The following is a 21,447-nucleotide window of genomic DNA, read 5'->3' on the forward strand; positions in this document are numbered from 1 at the left end:
ATGACCGCCAGGAGCTCCCTGCTCTCGACCGACCTGCCGCTGGCCGCCGCACCCATGGCGGGCGGCCCGACCTCGGTGGCGCTCGCCACCGCCGCGGCGGCGGCCGGCGCCTTCCCGTTCCTCGCCGCCGGCTACAAGGCGCCGGAGGCGATGGCGGGCGAGATCGAGCAGCTCCGCGCGCTCGACGCGCCGTTCGGGGTCAACCTCTTCGTGCCCGCGAGCGCCGCGGTGGACCGCGCGGCGTTCGCGGCGTACGCCGAGCGCCTGCAGCCGGAGGCGGACGCCTATGGCCTGCGCCTCGACCCCGAGCCCGTCGAGGACGACGACGCCTGGGAGGCCAAGCTCGACCACCTGCTCGCGCACCCCGTGCCGGTCGTCTCGCTCACGTTCGGCCTGCCGCCGCGGTCCGAGATCGCGGCCCTGCAGCAGCGCGGCACGCGCGTGCTCGCCAGCGTCACGACGCCGGAGGAGGCCGGCCGCGCCGCCGCAGCAGGCGTCGACGGACTCGTGGTGCAGGGCCCCGACGCCGGCGGGCACTCCGCGACCCACGACCCGCTCCGCGCGATCGAGCCGGCCCCGACGGCATCGGTCGTGCGCGGGGTGCTGCGCTCGGTCGACCTGCCGGTGATCGCCGCGGGCGGCGTCGACGGACCGGCCGCGGTGCGCGCGCTGCTCGACGCCGGCGCGGAGGCGGTCACCGTGGGGACGCTCCTGCTGCGCACCGACGAGGCCGGCACCTCGCCGACGCACCGCGCCGCGCTGCGGGATCCGCGCTGCACCGAGACCGTGCTGACCCGGGCGTTCACCGGTCGACCGGCGCGGGCGCTGCGCAACGGCTTCATCGACAGGCACGACGCCGCGGCGCCGGCGGCCTACCCCGCCGTGCACCACCTCACCCGCGAGCTCCGCCAGGCGGCGGGCCGAGCGGGCGATGCCGACCGGCTGCACCTGTGGGCCGGCACCGGCTGGCGCAGCGCGACCGAGGGCCCCGCAGGCGAGGTGCTCGCGCAGCTCGCCTCGCAGGTGTGAGGCGGCGCGGCTAGGGCAGGAAGCGCACCGACTCCGCCGGCCCTTCGTGCACCGTCAGCGTGAAGACATCGGGCCGCGCATAGTGGCCCACCGCATCGAAGTCGAGGTGCGAGCGGGTCTTGGCATCCGGGTCGAGGTCGGCGTACAGGATCGCCTCCTCGTCGAAGACCGGACCCGCGAGCACCTGTCCGGCCGGATCGATGATCACGCTCCCACCGCGCATCAGGATGTCGCCGCCGGGCAGCTCGTACTCGACGGGATGATCATCCGGGAACGCATCCCTCGTGATGACCTGACAGCTCGAGAGCACGAAGACGCGCCCCTCGATCGCGATGTGCTGCGCCGTGGCCTGCCAGGTCGGGCGATCGTCCGCGGTCGGCATGCAGTAGATCTCCACGCCCTTCGCGTACATCGCCTGCCGCAGCAGCGGCATGTAGTTCTCCCAGCAGATGACGGTGCCGACCCGCCCCCCGGGCGTCTCCATGGTGTCGAGGGTCGAGCCGTCCCCGAACCCCCAGACGAGACGCTCCGTGGCGGTGGGCATCAGCTTGCGGTGCTTGCCGACGAGGCCCTCGGTCGGCGAGATCATCAGCGCGGTGCAGTAGAGCGTGTTGCCCAGTCGCTCGATGACGCCGACGACCAGGTGCACGCCGTGCTCGGCCGAGGCGCCCTCGAGTCGGCGCACCTCCTCGCCATCGAGCCGCACCGCGCCGCCCACGTACCGCAGGTACTCCGTGCGGCCGGCATCCGTCCGGGTGCCGATCGCCGTCCCGAAGGACGTCCCCTTCGGGTAGCCGCCGATGAAGGCCTCGGGGAACACCGCGAGCTCCGCGCCGTTCGCGGCGACCTCGGCGATGAGCTGCTCCGCCCTGGTGGTTGCGGCGTCGGCGTCGAACGGCACCGACGCCGCCTGGATCACTGCGACCTTGTACATGCTCGTCTCCCTGTCGGTCATCGATCTAGCCGTGCGAGATGTCGCGGCCCTTCGTCTCCGGCAGGAGCGGCCACAGCACCGCCAGCGCGACGAGCCCGACGGCGATCACGTAGATGGCGGGCGAGTACAGCAGGCCGGTGTTGGCGACCAGCGCAGCGGCGATCAGCGGGCCGGGGCCGGCGAGCAGCGCGTAGGCGATGTTGTAGCCGACCGCCGAGCCGGTCGCCCGGATCGACGCGGGGAAGACCTCGACCAGCAGCACGTTGTTCGTGACCGCCGTGGCCGCCACGAACAGGGCGAAGGGCACCAGGCCGACGATCACCAGGAACGGGTTGCCGGTGTTCATCAGCAGGAACGCGGGCAGCGACCACAGGATCAGACCGATGATGCCGAAGTGGTTCACGGGCTTCCGGCCCCATCGGTCGGCCGCGAGGCCCATGAGCGGGTTGAACGCGACGTAGATCACCATGACGACCGCCGTGGCCCACAGCGCCTCGAAGCGCTCCATGCCCACTGGCCCGGAGAGGTGGTTGTTGGCGTAGGTGACGAGGTAGTAGAGCGACACGCCGAAGATGCCCGCGAAGGCCAGCGTCATGACGAAGGCCTTGGCCTTGTCGCCGCCGGTCGTGTGCTCGATGGTGTTCGCCTTGCGCTTGCGCTCGACCTCCTCGAAGACGGGCGTGTCCTCGAGCTTGCGGCGGATGTAGACCGCCACGATCGCCATCGCGAGCGATGCGATGAACGGCACACGCCAGCCCCAGCTCGCGAGCGCCTCCGAGTCCATGACCGCCGTGAGCGCGACCGCGGTCAGCGTGCCGACCAGGAACGCGAGGCCGGCCGTCGCCGTGACCAGGCTGGCGTACAGCGCGCGCTTGTGCTTCGGCGCGCTCTCCCCGATGTACGCGGCGGCGCTCGTCCACTCGCCGCCGACCATCATGCCCTGCAGCAGGCGGAGGACGACGATGATGATGGGCGCGGCGATGCCGATGGTCCCGTAGGCCGGGACGAGCCCGATCAGCGCGGTGATGACGCCCATGCCGAGGACCGTGATGATGAGCACCGTACGCCGGCCGAACCGGTCGCCCATGGGGCCGAGGAACAGCGCACCGATGGGGCGTGCGAGGAACCCGACGGCGAAGACGGCGAGCGCCGACAGCATCTCGGCGGTGGCGTCGCCGGAGGGGAAGAACTGCGCGCCGATGATCGCGGCGAAGTAGCCGTAGATGGCGAAGTCGAACCACTCCATGAAGTTGCCGATACCGACAGCGACCATGCGCTTGCGGCGGTCGGCGCTGGAGAGCTCCCTGAGCTCGTGGGTGCCGACCTGCTGGTCGACGGCGTTCTGCGACATGTGATCTCCCTTGTCCACTGCGCGGTGCCGTCAGCGTACCGTCATACGGTAATACCGTCTTGCTTCATCGATGATTAGCATGAGCACTATGAACACGGTCGATCTTCGGCGAGTGGACCTCAACCTGCTCGTGGTCTTCCAGGTGCTGTGCCAGGAGCGCAACGTCACGCGTGCGGCCGTGAAGCTGAGCCTCAGCCAGAGCGCCGTGAGCGCGGCACTCGCCAGGCTCCGGGTGCTCTTCGACGACCCGTTGTTCATGCGCGCCCGCGGGGGGATGGTCCCCACCGCGCGCGCGCTCGCGATCTCAGCTCGGGTCGGGCCCAACCTGGCGTCCATCGGCGAGGTGATCTTCGACGACGACGCCTTCGACCCGCTCCGGTCCACCCGCGTCTTCCACCTGGCCATGTCCGATGACGTGGAGGCCGTGCTCGCGCCGTGGCTGATCACCGAGCGCCTGACGCACGGCTGGACGATCGGCTTCGCCATCCATCAGACGAACAGCACGCTGTGGCGCGAGACGCTCCAGGATCCCAGGGTCGATGCGGTCGTCGCTCTCACGCCGCAGCAGCAACCGGCGAGCACGCAGTCCGAGCCGCTCTTCTCGGGCACCTACCTGTGCCTGTTCGACCGGGACAGCGTCGGATGCTCACTGCCGATGACCCGGCAGGAGTACCTGGAGTCCGACCACGTCCGCGTGTCCTTCGACCTGCAGCGCGGCTGGGTCGACGACCGGATGGCGGAGCTGGGCCGCACCCGCAGGACCGTGTGCACCATCAGCCACTTCGGCGGGCTGGCGACCCTGCTCCGGGCGGTGCCGGCCGTCGCGACGATCCCCGAGCACGCCGCGCGAGCGATCGCAGGCGCGACGGGGCTCGACACCAGCCCTGTGCCCATCGAGGCCCCGCGCTTCTCGATCTCCGCGTCGTGGAGCACGCGGTCGGACGGCTCGTCCGAGAACGCCTGGCTCCGCGGCATCCTCAAGCGCTTCGCCGCGGCGGTCTGAGCCGCCGCGGCGCGCGTCGGTCAGGCGAACGGGTTGGGCATCAGCGTGTACTTCGTCTCGAGGTACTCGTGGATGCCCTCGGCGCCGCCCTCGCGGCCGAGGCCCGACTGCTTCACGCCGCCGAACGGGCCCGCCGCGTTGGAGACGACGCCGACGTTCAGGCCCATCATGCCCGTGTCGATGCGGTCGATCATGCGCTGGCCGCGCTTGGTGTCCTCGGTGAAGACGTAGCCCACGAGGCCGTACTCGGTGGCGTTCGCGAGCCGCACCGCGTCGTCCTCGGTCGCGAAGCGCTGGATCGCCACCACCGGCCCGAAGATCTCCTCGATCGACACCGCCATCGACGCATCCACGCCGTCGAGCACGGTCGGCTCGAAGAACGAGCCGGGCCCGTCGATCGCCCTGCCGCCGGTGACGAGCGTCGCGCCGTCGGCGACCGCCGACTCGACGAGCCGCACGGCGTTGTCGACCGCCTTGTCCTCGACGAGCGGGCCGATCTGCACGCCCTCCTCAGTGCCGCGGCCGATCTTCATCGCCTTCACCGCGTCGCCGACGCGGCGTGCGAACTCGTCGGCGATCGACTCGTGCACGATGAAGCGGTTCGCGGCCGTGCAGGCCTGCCCGATGTTGCGGAACTTCGCCAGCAGCGCGCCCTCGACCGCCTTGTCGAGGTCGGCGTCGTCGAACACCACGAACGGCGCGTTGCCGCCGAGCTCCATGGACGCCTTCAGGACGTTGTCGGCCGCCTGCTTCAGCAGCTGCACACCCACGGGCGTCGAGCCCGTGAACGACACCTTCCGCAGCCGCGGGTCGGCCAGCAGCCGCTCCGAGAGCGCGCCGGTCGACTTCGTCGTGATGACGTTCACGACGCCCTTCGGCAGGCCCGCCTCCTCCAGCAGGCCCACGAGTGCCAGCGTCGTCAGCGGCGTCAGCGTCGCCGGCTTCACGACCGCGGTGCAGCCCGCGGCGAGCGCGGGCGCGATCTTGCGGGTCGCCATCGCGAGCGGGAAGTTCCACGGCGTGATCAGGAAGCACGGGCCGACCGGCCGATGGGTCACGATCATCTGGCCCGTGCCCTCGGGCGTCATCATGTAGCGGCCGTCGATGCGCACCGCCTCCTCCGAGAACCAGCGCAGGAACTCGCCGCCGTAGGCGACCTCGCCGCGGGCCTCGGCCAGCGGCTTGCCCATCTCGAGCGTCATGAGCAGCGCGAACTCCTCCTTGCGCTCCTGCAGCAGGTCGAACGCCTTCCGCAGGATCTCGCCGCGCACGCGAGCGGGCGTGCGCGCCCACTCCTCCTGCGCCGCGACCGCCGCGTCGAGCGCTCGCACGCCGTCCTCGACCGAGCCGTTCGCGATCTGCTTGATGACCTCGCCGGTCGCCGGGTCGCGCACGTCGATCGTGCCCTGCTCCCCCTCGACCCATTCGCCGCCGATGAACAGCCGGCCCTGCACGGCCTCGAGGACCTCCGACTCGCGGCTGTCGATCTGGGTGTTGACGCTCATGAGGACTCCTTCGACGGGAACGGTGACATCGTATACGAAGCGCGTGCTACGCGGCGTGGTGGATCCGCGCGATCGCGGCCTCGAGGTACGTCGCGAAGCGCGCGGGATGCTCGGCGTGCGGGAAGTGCCCCAGGTCGGGCATCACCGCGAACGAGCTGTTCGGGATGCGTGCCGCGAGCGCCCGCGAGGCCTCCGGCGGCACGCTGGTGTCGTAGGCGCCGCTCAGCACCGCGATGTGCGGCGACTCGGGCGTCAGCAGGTGCTCGACCTCGGCGACGTCCCACTGCTGGTAGCCCGTGATGTCGGCGTCGTAGGCGCCGTAGCCGCCACGCGAGTACCCCCACCACACCAGGTCGCGGTGGTCACGGGGGGAAGCAGGGTTCATCAGGCCGTAGGTCCACTCGGGCACGTGCAGGGCCTGGTTGACGAGCGGGGAGCGTAAGGCCGGCGTGCTCCTGCCGCGCACGCTCGAGCCCGCCTGGCACGAGACCGCGCCGGCGAACCGGTGCGGATGCGTCGCGACGGCCCGGACGACCGCGGCTCCCGCCATGGACGGGCCGACGAGGATCGGTCGCTCGAGCGCTGCGGCGTCGGCGATGGCGACGATGAGCGCCGTGTAGCCGGCGGGATCGAGGCGGTAGTCGGCCGGATCGACACCACGGACCGGCATCGACTTGCCGTGCCACGGCAGGTCGACTGCCACGATCTCGAACCGCTCGCTGAGATCCGTGTCCGTCACGAGCCCGTGGTACTGGCTTGAGTCGCTGCCTGCGGTCGCGAGGCACAGCAGCTGCTGCCCTCGGCCGGCGCGCTCGACGTAGACGTCGGAGACGCCGTGCGGGCCTTCGACGCGCACGTACCCGCCCCGCAGGCTCAACGGCCGCAGCTCGCTCGGCCCCGCGTGGCGCCCGGACGCCGCAGGGCGGGCGCGGAGCGCCTCGATGAGCCGGCGCACGAGGTGCAGGTGCTGGGCGAAGGAGGTCTCGTCGCCCGCGATGCTCGCGCGGCCGTCGCGCAGCATCGCGAGCACGTGCTGCGCACCCGGGACCGGCTCCTCCGCCAGCAGGGCCGACCATGCGTCGTCGTCCATCCGGATCCGGAAGCGCGGCTCGGCGCCGGCAGCGTCTTCGATCTCGCCGTCGCGCAGCCAGACGCGCTGCTCGCCGCGCGCGTCGGCGAGTGCGAGCACGACGTCGGCGCCGCGCGCCATCGATCGCAGCCGCGCGTCGTCGGCGCACGCCGCGACGATGTCGGCGGGCAGGCTCACGACTGTCGCCCGATGACGGCCGCGAGACCCGCGAGCGACTCCCCGAAGGCCTCCAGCTCGTCGAGCGTGCCCGCGTCGTGGCCCGTCAGGACGTAGGCGGCGTCGGCCGCCCGGATGCGGTCGAGGACGCGGTAGGACTGCGGCACGTCGGCCATGGAGACGAAGGGCATGTCGCGCTCGAGCTCCTCGACGAAGTGCGCCGCATCGCTCGCGATGAGCACGCGCCCCGCAGCCGTCTCGACCATGACCATCGCCTGGCCCGGCGTGTGCCCGCCCACCTCGATGAGCCGCACCCCGTCGGCGATGCCCTGCTCGCCGCTGAAGGTGCGCAGCCGCCCTTCGGCCTGCGCGAGGCGCAGCTGCTCGATCTCCTCCTGGTCGCCGAAGTGCGAGAAGAGCGGCCGGGTCGCGACCTCGCTCGTCCAGAAGTCCATCTCGGCCTGGGAGATGTGCACGGGCGACGACGAGAACGCGCCCAGGTTGCCGATGTGGTCGTAGTGCGCGTGGGTGACGACGACCGGCACGCCCGAGGCCGGGTCGATGCCGAGGCGCCGCACCGCCTCCAGCGGGTCGATGAGCACCGTGCGATCGCGTGCGAGCGCGCCCGCCGCGGAGTAGCCCGTGTCAACGACGATGGCCTCGCCGCCGCGCCGCAGCACCCACAGGAAGTAGTCGAGCGTGAAGGGCCCGTCGTCCTCGCCGTAGAAGGCGTAGTTGAGGAACACGTCGTTGCGGCGCGCGGCGCGCGTGCCGTGCCGCACGACCACGACCTCCCACGGGTGCTGGATCGTCATGCTGCTCGTGCCGGCCGCTACTCGCCGGCCCCGGAGCCGCCCTGGTGCACTTCGACGGTCGGCTCGATGCCGTCGGCGCCGACGACCTCGCGCCACGCCTCGAAGCCGGCCTGGAACGCCACGATGCCCGCCTCCGGCAGCGCGATCTCGATCGCCTCGAGGATCTCGGTGGGCGTCAGGCCGAGGTCGAGCGCGACCCGGATGTGCGACTGGAGGTGGCCCTTCGAGGCCCGCATCACGGTGAGCGAGACGATGAAGATGAGCTCCTTCGTCTTGCGGTCGAGCGTGCGCTGATCCAGGTAGGCGGCGGAGACCATGTGGTTCGCGGCCTGCAGCACGGGGAAGTCCTGCTTCGCCATGACCTTGTGGTAGTCAAGGACGTAGCCGCGCTTCCGCGCCATGTCGTCGATGTACTCCTGCGGGTCGATGGTCGTCATGCTGCGTGCCCTTCGTCGATGGTGATGCCCGTCGCGCGCTCGTAGACCCGCGCGATCTCGGTGTGGTCGGGGTCGTCGCCGAGCGAGGCTCGGCCGTCGGCGAGCGTCTCGAACGCCGCCGCCGTCACGGGCGAGAAGCCGACCTCGTCGGCCATCCTGCGGGCGATCCCCATGTCCTTCAGCATCAGGTCGTAGGCGAACCTCGATGCGTAGCTGCCCGGCAGGATGTGCTGCGGGAACTTGACCTGCGTCGCCTGGCTCATGCCGGTGGAGGCGTTCAGCACCTCGACCATCGTCGACGGCTCGATGCCGTAGTGCTTCGCGACGATGACGGCCTCGGTCGCGACCGCGATGTTCGCGGCGCTGACCAGGTTGTTGAGCGCCTTGGCGGCATGGCCGGCACCCGCAGGGCCGACGTGGACGATCGATGCGCCGACCGTCTCCAGGTGCGGTCGCGCGCGCTCGACCGGCGCCTGCTCCCCGCCCACCATGATCGTGAGCTCGCCGGTCTCGGCCTTCGCGATCCCGCCCGACACCGGGGCGTCGACGTAGTCGATCCCGAGCGCCGCAGCATCCGCGGCGAGCGCACGCGTGCTGGACGGCTCGCTCGAGCCCATGTCGATCACCAGGCTCCCCGGCCGCAGCCGCTGCAGGACCCCGTCCGGTCCGCGCAGGGCGTCCTCGACGTGCCGGCTCGTCGGCAGCATCAGGATGACGACGTCGATCGCCTCGCCCTCGCGCGCGAGGTCGGCGACAGGCTCGGCCTCCGAGGCGGCGGCGACCGCGCTGACCGCATCCGGGAAGACGTCGTAGACGCGCGTCGGGAAGGCGGCGGCGTGCCGCCGCGCCATCGGCGCGCCCATCCTGCCGAGGCCGACGAACAGCGTCGCGCTCACGCGGCGTCCTCCGCGCTCGCGTCGAGGTGCTCCAGTGCGATGGCGGACGCGGTCATGACATGCGCCATCGAGAGCTCGAACGCCGCGTCGGCGTCGTGGCGGGCGATCGCCTCCACGACGGCGCCGAGCTCCGTCCGCATCGCGTGCTGGCGCCCGGGTGCCGAGAGCGTGACGGCACGGAGCTGGCTGATGCGCGCCTGCACGTTCGCGAGCTGCTCGCCGATGATGGGGTTTCGGCTCGCCGCGATGAGCGCCGTGTAGAAGCCGTTCTTGAGGGCGAGCAGCTCGTCGAGCGACGAGGGGGCCTCGTCGGGGATCCGCTCGAACGCCGCGCGCAGTCCCCGGATGTGCTCCTCGTCCGCATAGCCGGCGGCCAGCCTGGCCGCAGCCGCCTCGAGGGCGGCTCGCACCTCGTAAAGCTGCCGGGCCTCGTCGGCGCTGAGCTCGGACACGACCGGGCCGATACCCGGCTGGATGCGCACGAGCCGCTCGCTCTCGAGCTGCCGGAGCGCCTCGCGCACGACGGTCCTGCTCACACCGAGCCGCTGCTCGACAGACTTCTCCGTGATGCGCGACCCCGGGGGCAGCTCACCCCGCACAATCGAAGCACGGAGCTCCTCCACTGCGCGCTCCCTCAGGGGAGCGGCCCGTCGTTCCAGCATCGGCGCGACCTCCTCATCGCGTATGACGGTATTACGATGCCTGGCCGGTCGCAAGTCCGTGCACCGTGAGGGGCTCCCGCTCTGCTCAGGAGCGGCGGCCCGCGCGGTCGAGCGGCGCGCCCTCCCGCCCCAGCCTCGACGGCCACCACGTCCTCGGGCCGATCTCGAGCGCGAGCGCCGGCACCAGCAGCGAGCGCACGATGGTCGTGTCGATCAGCACGCCGAGCGCGACGATGATGGCGAGCTGCAGCAGGAACAGCACCGGGATCACGCCGAGTGCCGCGAAGGTGGCCGCGAGCACCACGCCGGCGGAGGTGATGACGCCGCCGGTGACGCGCAGACCGCGCAGCACGCCCTCCCGGTGCCCGAGCCTGCCGACCTCCTCGCGCACGCGGGTCATGAGGAAGATGTTGTAGTCGACGCCCAGCGCGACGAGGAACACGAAGGCGAACAGCGGCACCGAGGGGTCCATCGCGGGCACGCCGAGCGCGGTGAGGATGACGGCGCCGACGCCGAGCGCCGTCCCGTACGACAGCACCGTGGTGGCGATGAGCAGCACCGCCGACACGATCGAGCGCAGCAGCGCCATCAGGATCAGCAGGATCACCGCGAGCACGACCGGGATGATGAGCGCGCGGTCGCGCTGGGATGCGTCGTTCGTGTCGATCGCGGTCGCGGTCGGCCCGCCGACGATCGCGTCGGGCGTCACGGCGGCCACGCGCTCGCGCAGCTCCCGCACGGTCTCCTGCGCGGCGTCCGAGTCGGGGGCGTCGACGAGCGTCGCCTGGATGAGCACCTGCCCCTCGACCACGGTCGGGGTGGCCGCGGCGAACGGTGAGGCCGGGTCCACGGGCAGCGGGATCGAGCCGGCGGGCGAGTCCTCGCTCGCGACCGCGACGCCGTCGACGCCGTCGACCTCCGCCGCGGCCTCGGCCACCGCATCCAGCTCCCCCTCCGGTGCGAGGATCTGCGTGGGCGAGCCCGAGCCGCCCGGGTAGTGCGCCGAGAGCAGCTCCTGCCCGTCGCGCGCCTGCGACTCCCCCACCACGAACTCGCTCGAGGGCACGCCGTTCGCCTGCAGCTGCACGAGCCCCACCGCGCCGACGCCGAGCACGAGCGCCGAGGCGATCCACACGGCGCGGGCGCGACGGTCGACGAGCTGCGCGACCGCGTTCCACAGGCCCTTGCCCTCGGGCTTCGTGCGCGGCCGCTCGGGCGTCGGCGCGAACGGCCAGAAGGCGACGCGCCCGAACGCCAGCAGCAGGGCGGGCAGCAGCGTGAGGCCGGCGAGGATCGCCGCCGCGATGCCGATGGCGGCGACCGGGCCGAGCTGCTGGTTGGAGACGAGGTCGCTCAGGAGCAGGCACAGCAGGCCCGCGATCACCGTGCCGCCCGAGGCGATGATGGGCTCGAACGAGCCGCGGAGCGCCTGCAGCGTCGCGCGCCAGCGCGAGCGCTCCTGCCCGAGCGCCTCGCGGTAGCGCGCGGTGTAGAGGAGGCCGTAGTCGGTCGCCGCGCCGACGACGAGGATGAAGAGGATGCCCTGGGTCTGGCCGCTGAGCGTGAGGACGCCGGCCTGCGCCAGCAGGAACACCACGAGGATCGCCAGGCACAGCGCGGCGACCGAGGTCAGCAGCACCAGGATCGGCAGCAGCGGCGACCGGTAGACCACGATGAGGATGACGAGCACGGCGCCGAGCGCGACGAGCAGCAGGATGCCGTCGATGCCGGCGAAGGCGGCCGAGATGTCGGCGCTGAAGCCTGCGGGGCCGGTCACCGCTGCGGTGGCGCCGGCGGGCAGCTCGGCCTCCTCGAGCGCCAGGCGCACGGCCTCGACCGTCTCGGTGAGCTCCTCGGTCGAGCCGGAGCCGTCGAGCAGCGCCACGACCTGCGCGGCCTGGCCGTCGTCGCTCGGAATGACCGGCGACACCTCGACGACGCCCTCGAGCTCGGCGATCTCCTGCCGCAGCTGCTCGACCTGCTCGAGGTCGCCCTCGTCGAGCTCGCCCTCGGTCGCGAGCACCACGATCGCGGGCACCTCGTCGGCGCCGAGGAACTCCGGCAGCAGCGACTGCACCTCGGTCGAGTCGGCGCTGGCCGGCAGGAAGCTCGTCTGGTCGTTCGACACGACCGACGAGAGCCGGCCGAAGGTCGGGCCGCCGAGCCCGAGCGCGGCGAGCCAGCCCAGGATCAGGACGGCGGGGATGAGCACCCGCAGCCAGGTGGGCACGCGACGGGTGGACGAGGTGCGGGAGGAGGTAGCCACTTAGCCAGCCTATCTGTTAGTTCGGCTATGTAAACAGCGCATCGCTCGGACGCGCAATGCAGACAGGCTACATGTAGTTCGGCTACATCTCGATTACGGCAGGCCGACGACCTCCACGCCCGCGTCCCGCAGCTCGTCGAGCGCCGCCGCGCGGGTCACGGGCGACACCGCGGAGGTCAGGCCGTCGATGACCCGCACGGAGAGCCCGGCGAGTGCCGCGTCGAGCGCCGAGGCCTTCACGCAGTAGTCGGTCGCGATGCCGACGACGTCGAGCCGATCGACGCCCTGCTCCTCCAGCACCTCGCCGAGCGTCTCGCCGTCGTCGGTCGTGCCCTCGAACGCGGAGTACGCGGGCTCGCCCTGTCCCTTCTTGATGTGGACGTCGATCGCGAGCGCGTCGAGCGCGGGGTGGTACTCGGCGCCCTCGGTGCCGGCGACGCAGTGCACCGGCCAGGAGTCGACGAAGTCGGGCTCCCCTGCCGCGAAGTGCCCGCCGTTGTCGCTGTCGGGGTCGTGCCAGTCGCGGCTCGCGGCCACGAGCGCGTACTCGTGGGTGCGCAGGTGCTCGGTGATCGCGGCGGCGACCGCCGCCCCGCCCGTCGTGCCGAGCGCGCCGCCCTCGGTGAAGTCGTTCTGCACATCGACGATCAGGAGTGCTGTGGTCATGCGCCCAGCGTAGGACTCGGATGCCTCGGCCGAGTTGCGGAGACGATACCCCGGTGGGTATCGTGGGTCGCGACCACATACCCCCAGGGGTATTGCCGATCGCCTCGAGGAGACATCATGTGCCGTTCCGTCCGCTGCCGAACCTGCGGCAAGACCACCTGGGCAGGCTGCGGCCAGCACGTCGCCGAGGTGCGCCGCGGCGTGCCCGCCTCGCAGTGGTGCGGAGGCCACCAGGACGAGCCGAAGCGCGGCTTCTTCGCGTCGCTGTTCGGCCGCTGACCGACAGGGCATAGCGGGCGCCGAGGGCGCGGCCGTATCGTGAGGCGCCAGAGCGTCGTGCGGTGCGGCCGCACCGGTCGGCGCAGGATCGGCGAGCAGGTGCACGCATGACGACGGGACCGGGGCTGACCCGCCTCTGGCGAGCCCTCCGCCGGGCGCTGCCGTCGCGCGGCGTGCCGGTCTGGGCGTGGCGCGCCATGATGCGCGCGGTCGCGGGCCGCGAGCTGCGCACGTTCAACGCAGACCCGATCGCCGACGTCCGCTACGACCTCGACATCGACTACGTCGGGGACGGCGACGCCGCGCACCGCCTCGACGTGCTGTCGCCCGCGTGGCACGCCGATCGAGCGGGCGCCGGGGCGGCGCCGCTGCCGGTCTACGTCTACTTCCACGGCGGCGGGTGGACCTCCGGCGACAAGGCCGCGCTCACGAAGTACTGCGCGAGCCAGAGCGTCGGCGGGATGGTGGTCGTCAACGCCAACTACCGCCGTGCGACGCGCGCCCACATGGGGCACATCCTGCAGGACGCGGCAGCCGTGATGGCGTGGGTCACCGAGCACATCGCCTCCTACGGGGGCGACCCCGAGTCGGTGGTGCTCGGCGGCGACTCCGCGGGCGGGCAGATCGCCGCGCTGCTCACCGCCGCCTCCTTCCACCCCGAGCTGCAGCACCACCACGCGCTGGCCTCCGTCCCCGACCGGCGCATCGTGAAGGGGCTCGTGCAGCACTGCAGCGTGGTCGACTTCTCCGTCGTCTTCGAGCGGGGCTCCGCGCTCAGCCTCGACTTCATCCGCATGCTCGTGCCCCGCCACCGGCACGTCCGGGGCGCGACGGCGTCGGCCGCGATGCGCTGGCTGCGCGGCGAGGCCCGGTTCCTCTCGCCGATCGAGTGGCTCGCGCCGGAGTTCCCGCCCGTGCTCGTGACCACCTCCGAGCGCGACTACTTCTACCGCGCCAACATGAACTTCCTCCAGCGGCTCCGCGCGCACCGCATCCCGGTCGAGGCGCTCGTGTACGACCGGTCGGCGCGCAGGGCGGTGCACACGTGGCAGCAGAACGCCGCGCACGCCGAGTCGCAGGAGGTGTACCGCCGGCTGCACCGGTTCGTGCAGAGGGTGACGGGCGCAGCCCCGGAGGGCCTCCGCGCATGACCGCGACGCGCGGCGGCCCGGGTCCCGCTCCGGAGGGCGGCGGGCCGCCGGAGCGCTGGCACACCGGCGCCGGCGCCCGCGTCGTCGACGTCGCCGACTGGACCGCGACGCCGCGCGGCGCCTCCCGCTCGTGGTTCGACGCCCCGAGCGGACGGCTGGCGACCCTCAGCATGGGGCCCGAGGAGGGCGAGTCGGTGCTGCTCGTGCCCGGCCTGACCGGATCGAAGGAGGACTTCTCGCTCGTCCTGCCGGGCCTCGCGCATGCCGGGCTGCGCGCGCTCAGCTACGACCTCGCGGGCCAGTACGAGTCGGCCGAGGCGGGCCCGGAGCACCTCGTGCCGCCGCGCGCCCGCTACGACTACGACCTGTTCGTCGACGACCTCATCGCGCTGCTCGAGTCCCGCGGCGGCCCGTCGCACGTGCTCGGGTACTCGTTCGCCGGCATCGTCGCGCAGCTCGCGCTCGTGCGACGGCCCGAGCTGTTCTCGAGCCTGACGCTCATGAGCTGCCCGCCCCGGCCCGGCCCGGGCTTCCGCGACGTCCCCGTGGTGGGGCGGTTCAGCGTCGTCGCGAGCAGCCGCGTCAACGCGGCGATCGTGGTGTGGGCGCTGCGCCGCAACGTCGCCCGCGTCCCGCGCTCGCGCATCCGCTTCGTGCGGCAGCGCTTCGGCCTGACCCGGCGCCGATCGGTCACCGACGCCTTCGAGCTCATGCAGCACACGCCCGACGTGCGCGGGATCCTCGCCACCGCGCGCCTGCCGAAGCTCGTCGCGGTGGGCGAGCACGACATCTGGCCGCTCGAGCTGCATCGCCGCTTCGCCGCCGAGATCGGCGCGCGCCTCTCGGTGTACCCGGGCGGGCACAGCCCGTGCGAGACCTCGCCGCTCGAGCTGACCGAGGATCTCCTGCAGCTCATCCGCGGAGCCTGACGTGCGCATCTCCGTCGTGATCCCGGTGCGCGACGACGCGATCGCGCTCGAGGGCTGCCTCGCCGCGCTCGCGCGCCAGTCGCGTGCGCCCGACGAGATCCTGGTCGTCGACAGCGGCAGCATCGACGGCAGCGCGGAGATCGCCGCGCGCCACGGCGCGCGCGTGCTCGCGGTGCACGCGCCCGGCATCCCCGGGGCGACCGCCGCCGCGCTCGACGCGGCCGTCGGCGACGTGCTCGCGCGGCTCGACGCCGACACCGTGCCGCCGCCGCAGTGGGTCGGGCGCATCGAGGCGGCGTTCGCCGCCGACCCGCGGCTCGACGCGATCAGCGGGGCCGCGACCTTCTACGGCGGCACGTGGCTCGTGCGGTACCTCGGCCGCAAGAGCCTCACGGTGGGCTACTTCCGGCTGATCGCCGCGCTGCTCGGGCACGCGCCGCTGTACGGCTCGAACTTCGCGATGCGCGCCGATCTCTGGAGGCGGATGCGACTGGCCGTGCACCGCGACCGTGCCGACGTGCACGACGACGTCGACCTGTCGCTGCACCTGCCGCCCGGCAGCGCGGTGCGCTACGACCCGCAGCTCACCGTCGGCGTCTCCGCCCGATCCTTCACCCGCCCCCGCGGCACGCGCGGCCAGATCGGGATGACGGCTCGCACGCTGCTGGTCACGAGCCGCGAGACGGGCCTCATGCGCCTGCGCCTCGCGTGGTTCCTCGCGGCGCTGCCCACTGGCGCTGCCGCGCGCGGTCCGCTCGGGCGGCTGGAGCGGCGGACGGCGGCGGCGTCGAGACGCGGCTGGCGGCGGCTGCTGCGCCGGTTCCCGCGCCGCTGATCGGCCGCGAGGCCCCGACGATGTCGGGAATGAGGTGCTGGTGCCGCCTGGGAGAATCGAACTCCCGACCTATTCATTACGAGTGAATCGCTCTGCCGACTGAGCTAAGGCGGCGTGCCGAGGCACGATCATCGAGCATAGCGCATGGCCGGCCTGCGCCACGACCGGCGGGACGGCATCCGCCCTTGACGACCGAGGGCGCCGCGCACCAGGCTCGAGCCATGACGGCGACCGCCTGGCAGCGACGGAGCGGCGGGCCCTCCCCCGACGACCTCGACCGCGTCGACGCCTGGTGGCGCGCGGCGAACTACCTGAGCATCGGGCAGATCTACCTGCTCGAGAACCCGCTCCTGCGGCAGCAGCTCGCGCGCGAGCACATCAAGCCTCGGCTGCTCGGCCACTGGGGCACGACCCCGGGACTCACGTTCCTGCAGGCGCACCTGAACCGCGCCATCCGCGAGCGCCGGCAGCGCACCCTCTTCGTCACCGGGCCCGGCCACGGCGGGCCCGCGGTCGTCGCGGGCGCCTGGCTCGACGGCGTCTACGCCGAGCGCTACCCCGAGGTCGGGCTCGACGAGCGCGGCATGCAGCGGCTCTTCCGGCAGTTCTCGTTCCCGGGCGGCATCCCGAGCCACGCGGCACCCGAGACGCCCGGCTCCATCAACGAGGGCGGCGAGCTCGGCTACTCCCTCGCGCACGCCTACGGCGCCGCGTTCGACGACCCCGACCTGCTGGTCGCCTGCGTCATCGGCGACGGCGAGGCCGAGACCGGTCCGCTCGCGACCGCCTGGCACGGCAACAAGCTGCTCAACCCCGCAGCCGACGGCGCCGTGCTGCCGATCCTGCACCTGAACGGGTGGAAGATCGCGGGCCCGACCCTCCTCGCGCGCATCCCAGAGCACGAGCTCGTCGCGCTCATGCGCGGCTACGGGCACGAGCCGCTCGTCGTCACCGTCGGCTTCGACGACGAGCCGGCGCGGGAGGTGCACACGCGCTTCGCCGCGGTGCTCGACGACGCCGTCGATCGCATCGGGGCCATCAAGGCCGACGCCGCCGCGGGCACGCTCACCGAGCGGCCCGCGTGGCCGATGATCGTGCTGCGCAGCCCCAAGGGCTGGACCTGCCCCGACGAGGTCGACGGCGAGCGCATCGAGGGCACCTGGCGCGCCCACCAGGTGCCGCTGTCGGGCGTGCGCGACGACGACGGCCACCGCCGCATCCTCGAGGAGTGGATGCGCTCGTACCGACCCGAGGAGCTCTTCGACGAGCGCGGCGCGCCCGCCGCCGCCGTGCGGGCCAACGTGCCGGAGGGCGACCTGCGGATGGCCGCGGAGCCGGCCTCGAACGGCGGCGTGCTGCGGCAGCCGCTGCGCCTCACGGCGATCGGCGGGCACGCGATCGACGTCGCACCCGACGCGCGCGGCGCCGTCGAGGCGCAGGCGACGGCGGTGCTCGGGGAGTGGCTCGCCGACGTCATCCGCGACAACCCCCGCACGTTCCGCATCTTCGGGCCCGACGAGACCGCATCCAACCGCCTCGCCCCCGCCGTCTACGCCGCCACCGAGCGCCAGTGGAACGCGCGCATCGAGCCCGGCGACGAGCACCTCGCCCCCACCGGGCGCGTGATCGAGGTGCTCAGCGAGCACCAGTGCCAGGGCTGGCTCGAGGGCTACCTGCTCACGGGCCGGCACGGGCTGTTCAACACCTACGAGGCGTTCGCGCACATCGTCGACTCGATGCTCGGCCAGCACGCGAAGTGGCTCGAGTCGGCGATGCACGTGCCGTGGCGCGAGCCGATCGCGAGCCTCAACTACCTGCTCTCGAGCCACGTCTGGCGGCAGGACCACAACGGCTTCAGCCACCAGGACCCGGGCTTCATCGACGTCGCGCTCAACAAGAGTCCCGAGGTCGTGCGCGTGCACCTGCCGTTCGACGCCAACACGCTGCTCGTGACCGCCGACCACTGCCTGCGCTCGACGGGCCGCATCAACCTCGTCGTTGCCGGCAAGCAGCCGGCGCCGCAGTGGCTGAGCATGGCCGAGGCCGAGGAGCACTGCGGTCGCGGGCTCGGCGTGCTGCCGTGGGCGGGCACCGAGCGGGAGGGGGCGGGCCCGGATGCGGTGCTGGCGGCGGCCGGGGACGTGCCGACGCTCGAGGCGCTCGCCGCGGCCGCCATCCTCCGCGAGCGCGCGCCGGAGCTGTCGCTGCGCGTCGTGAACGTCGTCGACCTCGGCAGGCTGCAGCCGCCGGACGTGCACCCGCACGGACTGCCGGACGACGAGTACGACCGCATCTTCCCGCCCGAGGCGCCGACCGTCTTCGCCTACCACGGCTATCCGTGGCTCATCCACCGCCTCGCGTACCGCCGGGGCCACCACCCGAACCTGCACGTGCACGGCTTCCTCGAGCGCGGCACGACGACGACGCCGTTCGACATGGTGATGATGAACGAGCTCGACCGCTTCCGGCTGGCGATCGACGTGCTGCAGCGCGTGCCGGGGCTCGCCGAGGCGCACGCCGGGCTGCTCGACGAGCTCGGCGATGCGCGCGCGAGGGCCCGCGCCCACACCCGCGAGCACGGGGTCGACGTGCCGGAGGTCGCCGACTGGCGCTGGCCGGCGTCGTCGCTCAGCGGCTGAGCGCCGGCCCGCCTCAGCAGTCGATCTGCCCGGCGGGCGCGACGCCGTCGAGGAAGTACTCGTTCACCGGCCGGTCGACGCAGTCGTTGCCGCCGAAGTACTGCCCGTGGCCCTCCGCGTCGACCGAGATGAGCACGCCCGACTCGAGCATCGCCGCGAGGTCGACCGACTGCTGGTACGGCGTCGCGGGGTCGTTGATGCCGCCGATCACGATGATCGGCTCGGCGCCCGGCGCGGTGATCTCGTGCGGCTCGCGCGTCGCCTCGAAGGGCCACGCAGCGCAGCTGCCGAGCCCCACGAAGTCGGGCCCGAGCGTCGGCGCCGCGGCCATGATCTGCTCGGCGTTCGCGCGCACCTCGTCGAAGTCGGTGACCGGCGGGTAGTCGAGGCAGTTGACCGCGATGAGCGTCTCGAGCGAGTTGTCCTCGAAGGAGCCGTCCGGGCGCACGCCGTAGTACGCGTCGGCCTGCGCGAACGCGGTCTCGCCGCGGCCCGCCGCGACGTCGGCGATCACCTGGCGCAGCGTCTCCCACTGCGCGTCGCTGTAGAGGTTGGCGGCGATCGCGGTGAAGAACGCGCCGGAGCCGAGCTGGCGGCCGTCGGCGACCTCGATCGGGTCGGCGTCGATCGCGTCGAGCAGGGCGCGCGTCTGCTGCAGCGCATCCTCCTTCGACCCCTGGAAGGGGCAGTCGCGCTGCTGCAGGCAGTCGGTGACGAAGTTGCCGTACGCGAGCTCGAAGCCGGCCGCCTGGTAGAGCGTGCCCTCGAAGTCGGTCGAGTCGGGCGCGACCGCCGCGTCGAGCACCATGCGGCCGACGTTCTCGGGGAACAGGTCGGCGTAGGTCGAGCCGATGAGCGTGCCGTACGAGACGCCGAGGTAGTTGAGGCGCTCCTCGCCCAGCAGGGCCCGCAGCAGGTCGAGGTCGCTCGCGACCTGCTCGGTGCCGATGTGCTGCAGGTAGTCGCCGGTGTGCGCGAGGCATGCGTCGCCCAGCCACTGCGCCGACTCGAGCTGCTGCTCGAGGTCCTCGTCGCTGAGCGGCTCGGGCGCGGGGCCCGGCGGGATCTCCCACAGCCAGTCGTAGAGCTCCTGCGGGTCGTCGTAGCAGGAGATGGGCGTCGAGCCGCCGACCCCGCGGGGGTCGAAGCCGACGAGGTCGTAGTGCTCGCGCACATCCGGGTGCAGCAGGTAGTCGGCGTAGCTCTGCACGTACTCCACGCCGGATGCGCCGGGGCCGCCGGGGTTGTAGAGGATCGCGCCGCGGCGCTCACCGGTCGCGGGCGCCACGGTGACGGCGAGCTCGATCGACTCCTCGCCCGCGCTGAACCAGTCCATGGGCGCGGTGACGGTTCCGCACCAGTTGGCGCCGCAGTCCTGCCAGTCGACGTCCTGCCCGAAGTAGGGCTCGAGCTCGGGCGCGACGGCCTCGCCCGTGGGGCTCCACCGCGGCTCGTCGCTCGCGCCGGGCGTGCCGGAGGTGCCGGGCGTGCTCGGGCTGCCGGGCAGCGGCGGCGGCAGGATGACGCAGCCCGTGAGGGCGAGCCCGGTGGCGGCGACGACGGCCAGTGCGGTGAGGCCGCGGCGGCGGAGGCGATGCATGCCCCCACGGTATTGCCCGAGCCTGTGGCCGGGGCCTGTCAGCGGCGCTGCGCCGCCCGCGCGGCGCGCACGAGCATCGCCTCGAGCGCCAGCAGCGGCGGCACGTTGGCCTCGATGCGCTCGCGGGCGATGCGGATCTGGTCGAGCACGTCGATCACGGCGGCGCGCTCGAGGTAGTCGGCTGCGGCCTGCACGGTCGGGCGCATCGCCTCGTTGACGAGCTCGCGCCCGACGCCGAGCTGCGTCATGAGGATGTCGCGGTAGAGCGACAGCAGGTCGACGAGGATGCGGTCGACGCCGTCGCGCATGCCGCGCTTGGCTCGCTGCTTCTGGGCGTCGTCGAGCTCCTTCAGCTGGCGACGGAGCTGCGGCGGCACGGTGCCGCCCGGCTCGATGCCGAGCTGGCGCAGCGCCTGCGCGCGCTCGGCCTCGTCGCGCTCGGCCGAGAGCGCGTCGGCGTCGGCCGTCGCGATCTCGACGTAGCGGGCCGCGGCGAGCACGGCCGAGGCCGCCGTCGACACCCGCATCGCGATCTGCAGCGTCTCGGCGCGGCGGGCCCGCGCCTCGTCGCTCGTCGCGAGCCGACGCGCCATGCCGATGTGGCTCTGCGCCTCGCGAGCCGCGCGCTCGGCGACCGCGGGGTCGACCCCGTCGCGCTCGACGAGCAGGCGGGCGACGTCGGCCGGGTCGGGCACCTGCAGCGTGAGGGTGCGCACGCGCGAGCGGATCGTCGGCAGCAGGTCTGCCTCGCTGGGCGCGCAGAGGATCCAGACGGTCTCGGGCGGCGGCTCCTCGAGCGCCTTGAGCAGCGCGTTGGAGGTGCGCTCGGCCATCCGGTCGGCGTCCTCGACCACCACGACGCGGTAGCGCGCGGTCGAGGGTGCGAGCGACGCCCGCTGCACGACGGCGCGGGCCTGCGCGATCGTGATGAGCACGCCCTCGGTCGAGAGCGTCACGAGGTCGGGATGGGTGCGCGCCTCGACGAGGGTCGCCACCTCCGGCTCGATGCCGGTCGGCGCAGACAGCAGCGCCGCGGCGAAGGCGTAGGCGAGGTTGGAGCGGCCCGATCCGGGCGGGCCCGTGAGCAGCCACGCGTGGGTCATCGCGCCGTGGGCGTCGCCCGGCTGCTCGGCCGCGGCGCGACGCAGCTGCTCGACCGCATCCGCCTGGCCGACGATCTCGCTCCAGCCGCCCGTCATCCGCT

19 protein-coding genes and 1 tRNA gene are annotated in these 21,447 nt (G+C 72.8%); 7 read left to right on the plus strand and 13 right to left on the minus strand.

Features of this window, described 5'->3' with window-relative positions; all coding sequences use genetic code 11:
* The gene (locus tag J2X49_RS11590; RefSeq protein ID WP_310126454.1) at positions 1 to 1,029 is read left to right on the plus strand and encodes a nitronate monooxygenase; all 1,029 of its coding nucleotides are present in this window, start codon (positions 1 to 3) and stop codon (positions 1,027 to 1,029) included.
* 10 nt (positions 1,030 to 1,039) lie between these two features.
* Here the strand turns inward: J2X49_RS11590 and J2X49_RS11595 are convergent, their stop codons facing one another.
* Positions 1,040 to 1,984, minus strand: a complete 945-nt coding sequence (locus J2X49_RS11595; RefSeq protein ID WP_310126457.1) for a carbon-nitrogen hydrolase family protein — start codon at positions 1,982 to 1,984, stop codon at positions 1,040 to 1,042.
* 4 nt (positions 1,985 to 1,988) lie between these two features.
* On the minus strand, positions 1,989 to 3,314 hold the full coding sequence (locus J2X49_RS11600) for an MFS transporter (RefSeq protein WP_310126462.1): 1,326 nt from the start codon (positions 3,312 to 3,314) through the stop codon (positions 1,989 to 1,991).
* A 79-nt stretch (positions 3,315 to 3,393) separates the two neighbouring features.
* Here J2X49_RS11600 and J2X49_RS11605 point away from each other — a divergent pair, with 79 nt between their 5' ends.
* Positions 3,394 to 4,317: a LysR family transcriptional regulator gene (locus J2X49_RS11605; protein WP_310126465.1), complete on the plus strand. Its 924-nt coding sequence runs from the start codon at positions 3,394 to 3,396 to the stop codon at positions 4,315 to 4,317.
* Positions 4,318 to 4,337: 20 nt separating this feature from the next.
* On the opposite strand, the gene J2X49_RS11610 is transcribed toward J2X49_RS11605, so the two are convergent.
* From J2X49_RS11610 to J2X49_RS11645, 8 genes are all read right to left on the minus strand, one after another.
* Positions 4,338 to 5,822: an NAD-dependent succinate-semialdehyde dehydrogenase gene (locus J2X49_RS11610; RefSeq protein ID WP_310126468.1), complete on the minus strand. Its 1,485-nt coding sequence runs from the start codon at positions 5,820 to 5,822 to the stop codon at positions 4,338 to 4,340.
* A 46-nt stretch (positions 5,823 to 5,868) separates the two neighbouring features.
* Positions 5,869 to 7,089: an alpha/beta hydrolase gene (locus tag J2X49_RS11615; protein WP_310126471.1), complete on the minus strand. Its 1,221-nt coding sequence runs from the start codon at positions 7,087 to 7,089 to the stop codon at positions 5,869 to 5,871.
* Positions 7,086 to 7,883 (minus strand): N-acyl homoserine lactonase family protein, encoded by a 798-nt coding sequence (locus J2X49_RS11620; protein ID WP_310126474.1) that lies wholly within the window; start codon positions 7,881 to 7,883, stop codon positions 7,086 to 7,088. The genes J2X49_RS11615 and J2X49_RS11620 overlap by 4 nt, the downstream gene beginning before the upstream one ends.
* 17 nt (positions 7,884 to 7,900) lie before the next feature.
* A complete protein-coding gene (locus tag J2X49_RS11625) occupies positions 7,901 to 8,320 on the minus strand; it encodes a carboxymuconolactone decarboxylase family protein (protein ID WP_310126475.1) in 420 nt (139 codons plus the stop codon).
* Positions 8,317 to 9,216 carry an NAD(P)-dependent oxidoreductase gene (locus J2X49_RS11630; protein WP_310126476.1) on the minus strand — a complete coding sequence of 300 codons (900 nt, stop codon included), beginning with the start codon at positions 9,214 to 9,216 and terminating at the stop codon, positions 8,317 to 8,319. The genes J2X49_RS11625 and J2X49_RS11630 overlap by 4 nt, the downstream gene beginning before the upstream one ends.
* A complete protein-coding gene (locus J2X49_RS11635; RefSeq protein WP_310126478.1) occupies positions 9,213 to 9,878 on the minus strand; it encodes a GntR family transcriptional regulator in 666 nt (221 codons plus the stop codon). Before J2X49_RS11635 ends, J2X49_RS11630 begins: the two co-directional genes overlap by 4 nt.
* 85 nt (positions 9,879 to 9,963) lie before the next feature.
* The gene (locus J2X49_RS11640) at positions 9,964 to 12,144 is read right to left on the minus strand and encodes an MMPL family transporter (protein ID WP_310126480.1); all 2,181 of its coding nucleotides are present in this window, start codon (positions 12,142 to 12,144) and stop codon (positions 9,964 to 9,966) included.
* 93 nt (positions 12,145 to 12,237) lie between these two features.
* Entirely contained in the window at positions 12,238 to 12,810 is a 573-nt protein-coding gene (locus tag J2X49_RS11645; RefSeq protein ID WP_310126482.1) for an isochorismatase family protein, read from the minus strand.
* Positions 12,811 to 12,927: 117 nt separating this feature from the next.
* Here J2X49_RS11645 and J2X49_RS11650 point away from each other — a divergent pair, with 117 nt between their 5' ends.
* The 4 genes from J2X49_RS11650 to J2X49_RS11665 all read left to right on the plus strand — a co-directional run bounded on the left by J2X49_RS11650 (position 12,928) and on the right by J2X49_RS11665 (position 16,004).
* On the plus strand, positions 12,928 to 13,089 hold the full coding sequence (locus tag J2X49_RS11650) for a hypothetical protein (protein WP_164877051.1): 162 nt from the start codon (positions 12,928 to 12,930) through the stop codon (positions 13,087 to 13,089).
* A gap of 107 nt (positions 13,090 to 13,196) precedes the next feature.
* Entirely contained in the window at positions 13,197 to 14,240 is a 1,044-nt protein-coding gene (locus tag J2X49_RS11655) for an alpha/beta hydrolase (RefSeq protein ID WP_310126486.1), read from the plus strand.
* Complete coding sequence (locus J2X49_RS11660) at positions 14,237 to 15,169, plus strand: alpha/beta hydrolase (RefSeq protein WP_310126488.1); 933 nt, start codon at positions 14,237 to 14,239, stop codon at positions 15,167 to 15,169. Before J2X49_RS11655 ends, J2X49_RS11660 begins: the two co-directional genes overlap by 4 nt.
* Position 15,170: 1 nt before the next feature.
* Positions 15,171 to 16,004 carry a glycosyltransferase family A protein gene (locus J2X49_RS11665; RefSeq protein WP_310126491.1) on the plus strand — a complete coding sequence of 278 codons (834 nt, stop codon included), beginning with the start codon at positions 15,171 to 15,173 and terminating at the stop codon, positions 16,002 to 16,004.
* A 38-nt stretch (positions 16,005 to 16,042) separates the two neighbouring features.
* Here the strand turns inward: J2X49_RS11665 and J2X49_RS11670 are convergent.
* Positions 16,043 to 16,118: transfer RNA gene (locus J2X49_RS11670), tRNA-Thr, on the minus strand.
* A 107-nt stretch (positions 16,119 to 16,225) separates the two neighbouring features.
* Here J2X49_RS11670 and J2X49_RS11675 point away from each other — a divergent pair.
* Positions 16,226 to 18,643, plus strand: coding sequence for a phosphoketolase family protein (locus J2X49_RS11675; RefSeq protein ID WP_310126493.1), 2,418 nt, complete (start codon positions 16,226 to 16,228; stop codon positions 18,641 to 18,643).
* 13 nt (positions 18,644 to 18,656) lie between these two features.
* On the opposite strand, the gene J2X49_RS11680 is transcribed toward J2X49_RS11675, so the two are convergent.
* Together J2X49_RS11680 and J2X49_RS11685 are read right to left on the minus strand one after the other, a co-directional pair.
* Positions 18,657 to 20,243, minus strand: coding sequence for an alpha/beta hydrolase (locus J2X49_RS11680; protein ID WP_310126494.1), 1,587 nt, complete (start codon positions 20,241 to 20,243; stop codon positions 18,657 to 18,659).
* Positions 20,244 to 20,281: 38 nt separating this feature from the next.
* Positions 20,282 to 21,442 (minus strand): DNA polymerase III subunit delta', encoded by a 1,161-nt coding sequence (locus J2X49_RS11685; protein ID WP_128188826.1) that lies wholly within the window; start codon positions 21,440 to 21,442, stop codon positions 20,282 to 20,284.
* Between the last annotated feature and the right edge of the window lie 5 nt (positions 21,443 to 21,447).

Source organism: Agrococcus sp. BE272, assembly GCF_031457935.1.
In the GTDB taxonomy this organism is placed as follows: domain Bacteria; phylum Actinomycetota; class Actinomycetes; order Actinomycetales; family Microbacteriaceae; genus Agrococcus; species Agrococcus sediminis.

Coding starts and splice junctions, on each gene's coding strand:
- J2X49_RS11680 (WP_310126494.1), bottom strand. CDS start 20,243: ATGCATCGCCTCCGCCGCCGCGGCCTCACCGCACTGGCCGTCGTCGCC.
- J2X49_RS11660 (WP_310126488.1), top strand. CDS start 14,237: ATGACCGCGACGCGCGGCGGCCCGGGTCCCGCTCCGGAGGGCGGCGGG.
- J2X49_RS11655 (WP_310126486.1), top strand. CDS start 13,197: ATGACGACGGGACCGGGGCTGACCCGCCTCTGGCGAGCCCTCCGCCGG.
- J2X49_RS11645 (WP_310126482.1), bottom strand. CDS start 12,810: ATGACCACAGCACTCCTGATCGTCGATGTGCAGAACGACTTCACCGAG.
- J2X49_RS11650 (WP_164877051.1), top strand. CDS start 12,928: ATGTGCCGTTCCGTCCGCTGCCGAACCTGCGGCAAGACCACCTGGGCA.
- J2X49_RS11605 (WP_310126465.1), top strand. CDS start 3,394: ATGAGCACTATGAACACGGTCGATCTTCGGCGAGTGGACCTCAACCTG.
- J2X49_RS11600 (WP_310126462.1), bottom strand. CDS start 3,314: ATGTCGCAGAACGCCGTCGACCAGCAGGTCGGCACCCACGAGCTCAGG.
- J2X49_RS11610 (WP_310126468.1), bottom strand. CDS start 5,822: ATGAGCGTCAACACCCAGATCGACAGCCGCGAGTCGGAGGTCCTCGAG.
- J2X49_RS11635 (WP_310126478.1), bottom strand. CDS start 9,878: ATGCTGGAACGACGGGCCGCTCCCCTGAGGGAGCGCGCAGTGGAGGAG.
- J2X49_RS11595 (WP_310126457.1), bottom strand. CDS start 1,984: ATGACCGACAGGGAGACGAGCATGTACAAGGTCGCAGTGATCCAGGCG.
- J2X49_RS11620 (WP_310126474.1), bottom strand. CDS start 7,883: ATGACGATCCAGCACCCGTGGGAGGTCGTGGTCGTGCGGCACGGCACG.
- J2X49_RS11675 (WP_310126493.1), top strand. CDS start 16,226: ATGACGGCGACCGCCTGGCAGCGACGGAGCGGCGGGCCCTCCCCCGAC.
- J2X49_RS11590 (WP_310126454.1), top strand. CDS start 1: ATGACCGCCAGGAGCTCCCTGCTCTCGACCGACCTGCCGCTGGCCGCC.
- J2X49_RS11625 (WP_310126475.1), bottom strand. CDS start 8,320: ATGACGACCATCGACCCGCAGGAGTACATCGACGACATGGCGCGGAAG.
- J2X49_RS11685 (WP_128188826.1), bottom strand. CDS start 21,442: ATGACGGGCGGCTGGAGCGAGATCGTCGGCCAGGCGGATGCGGTCGAG.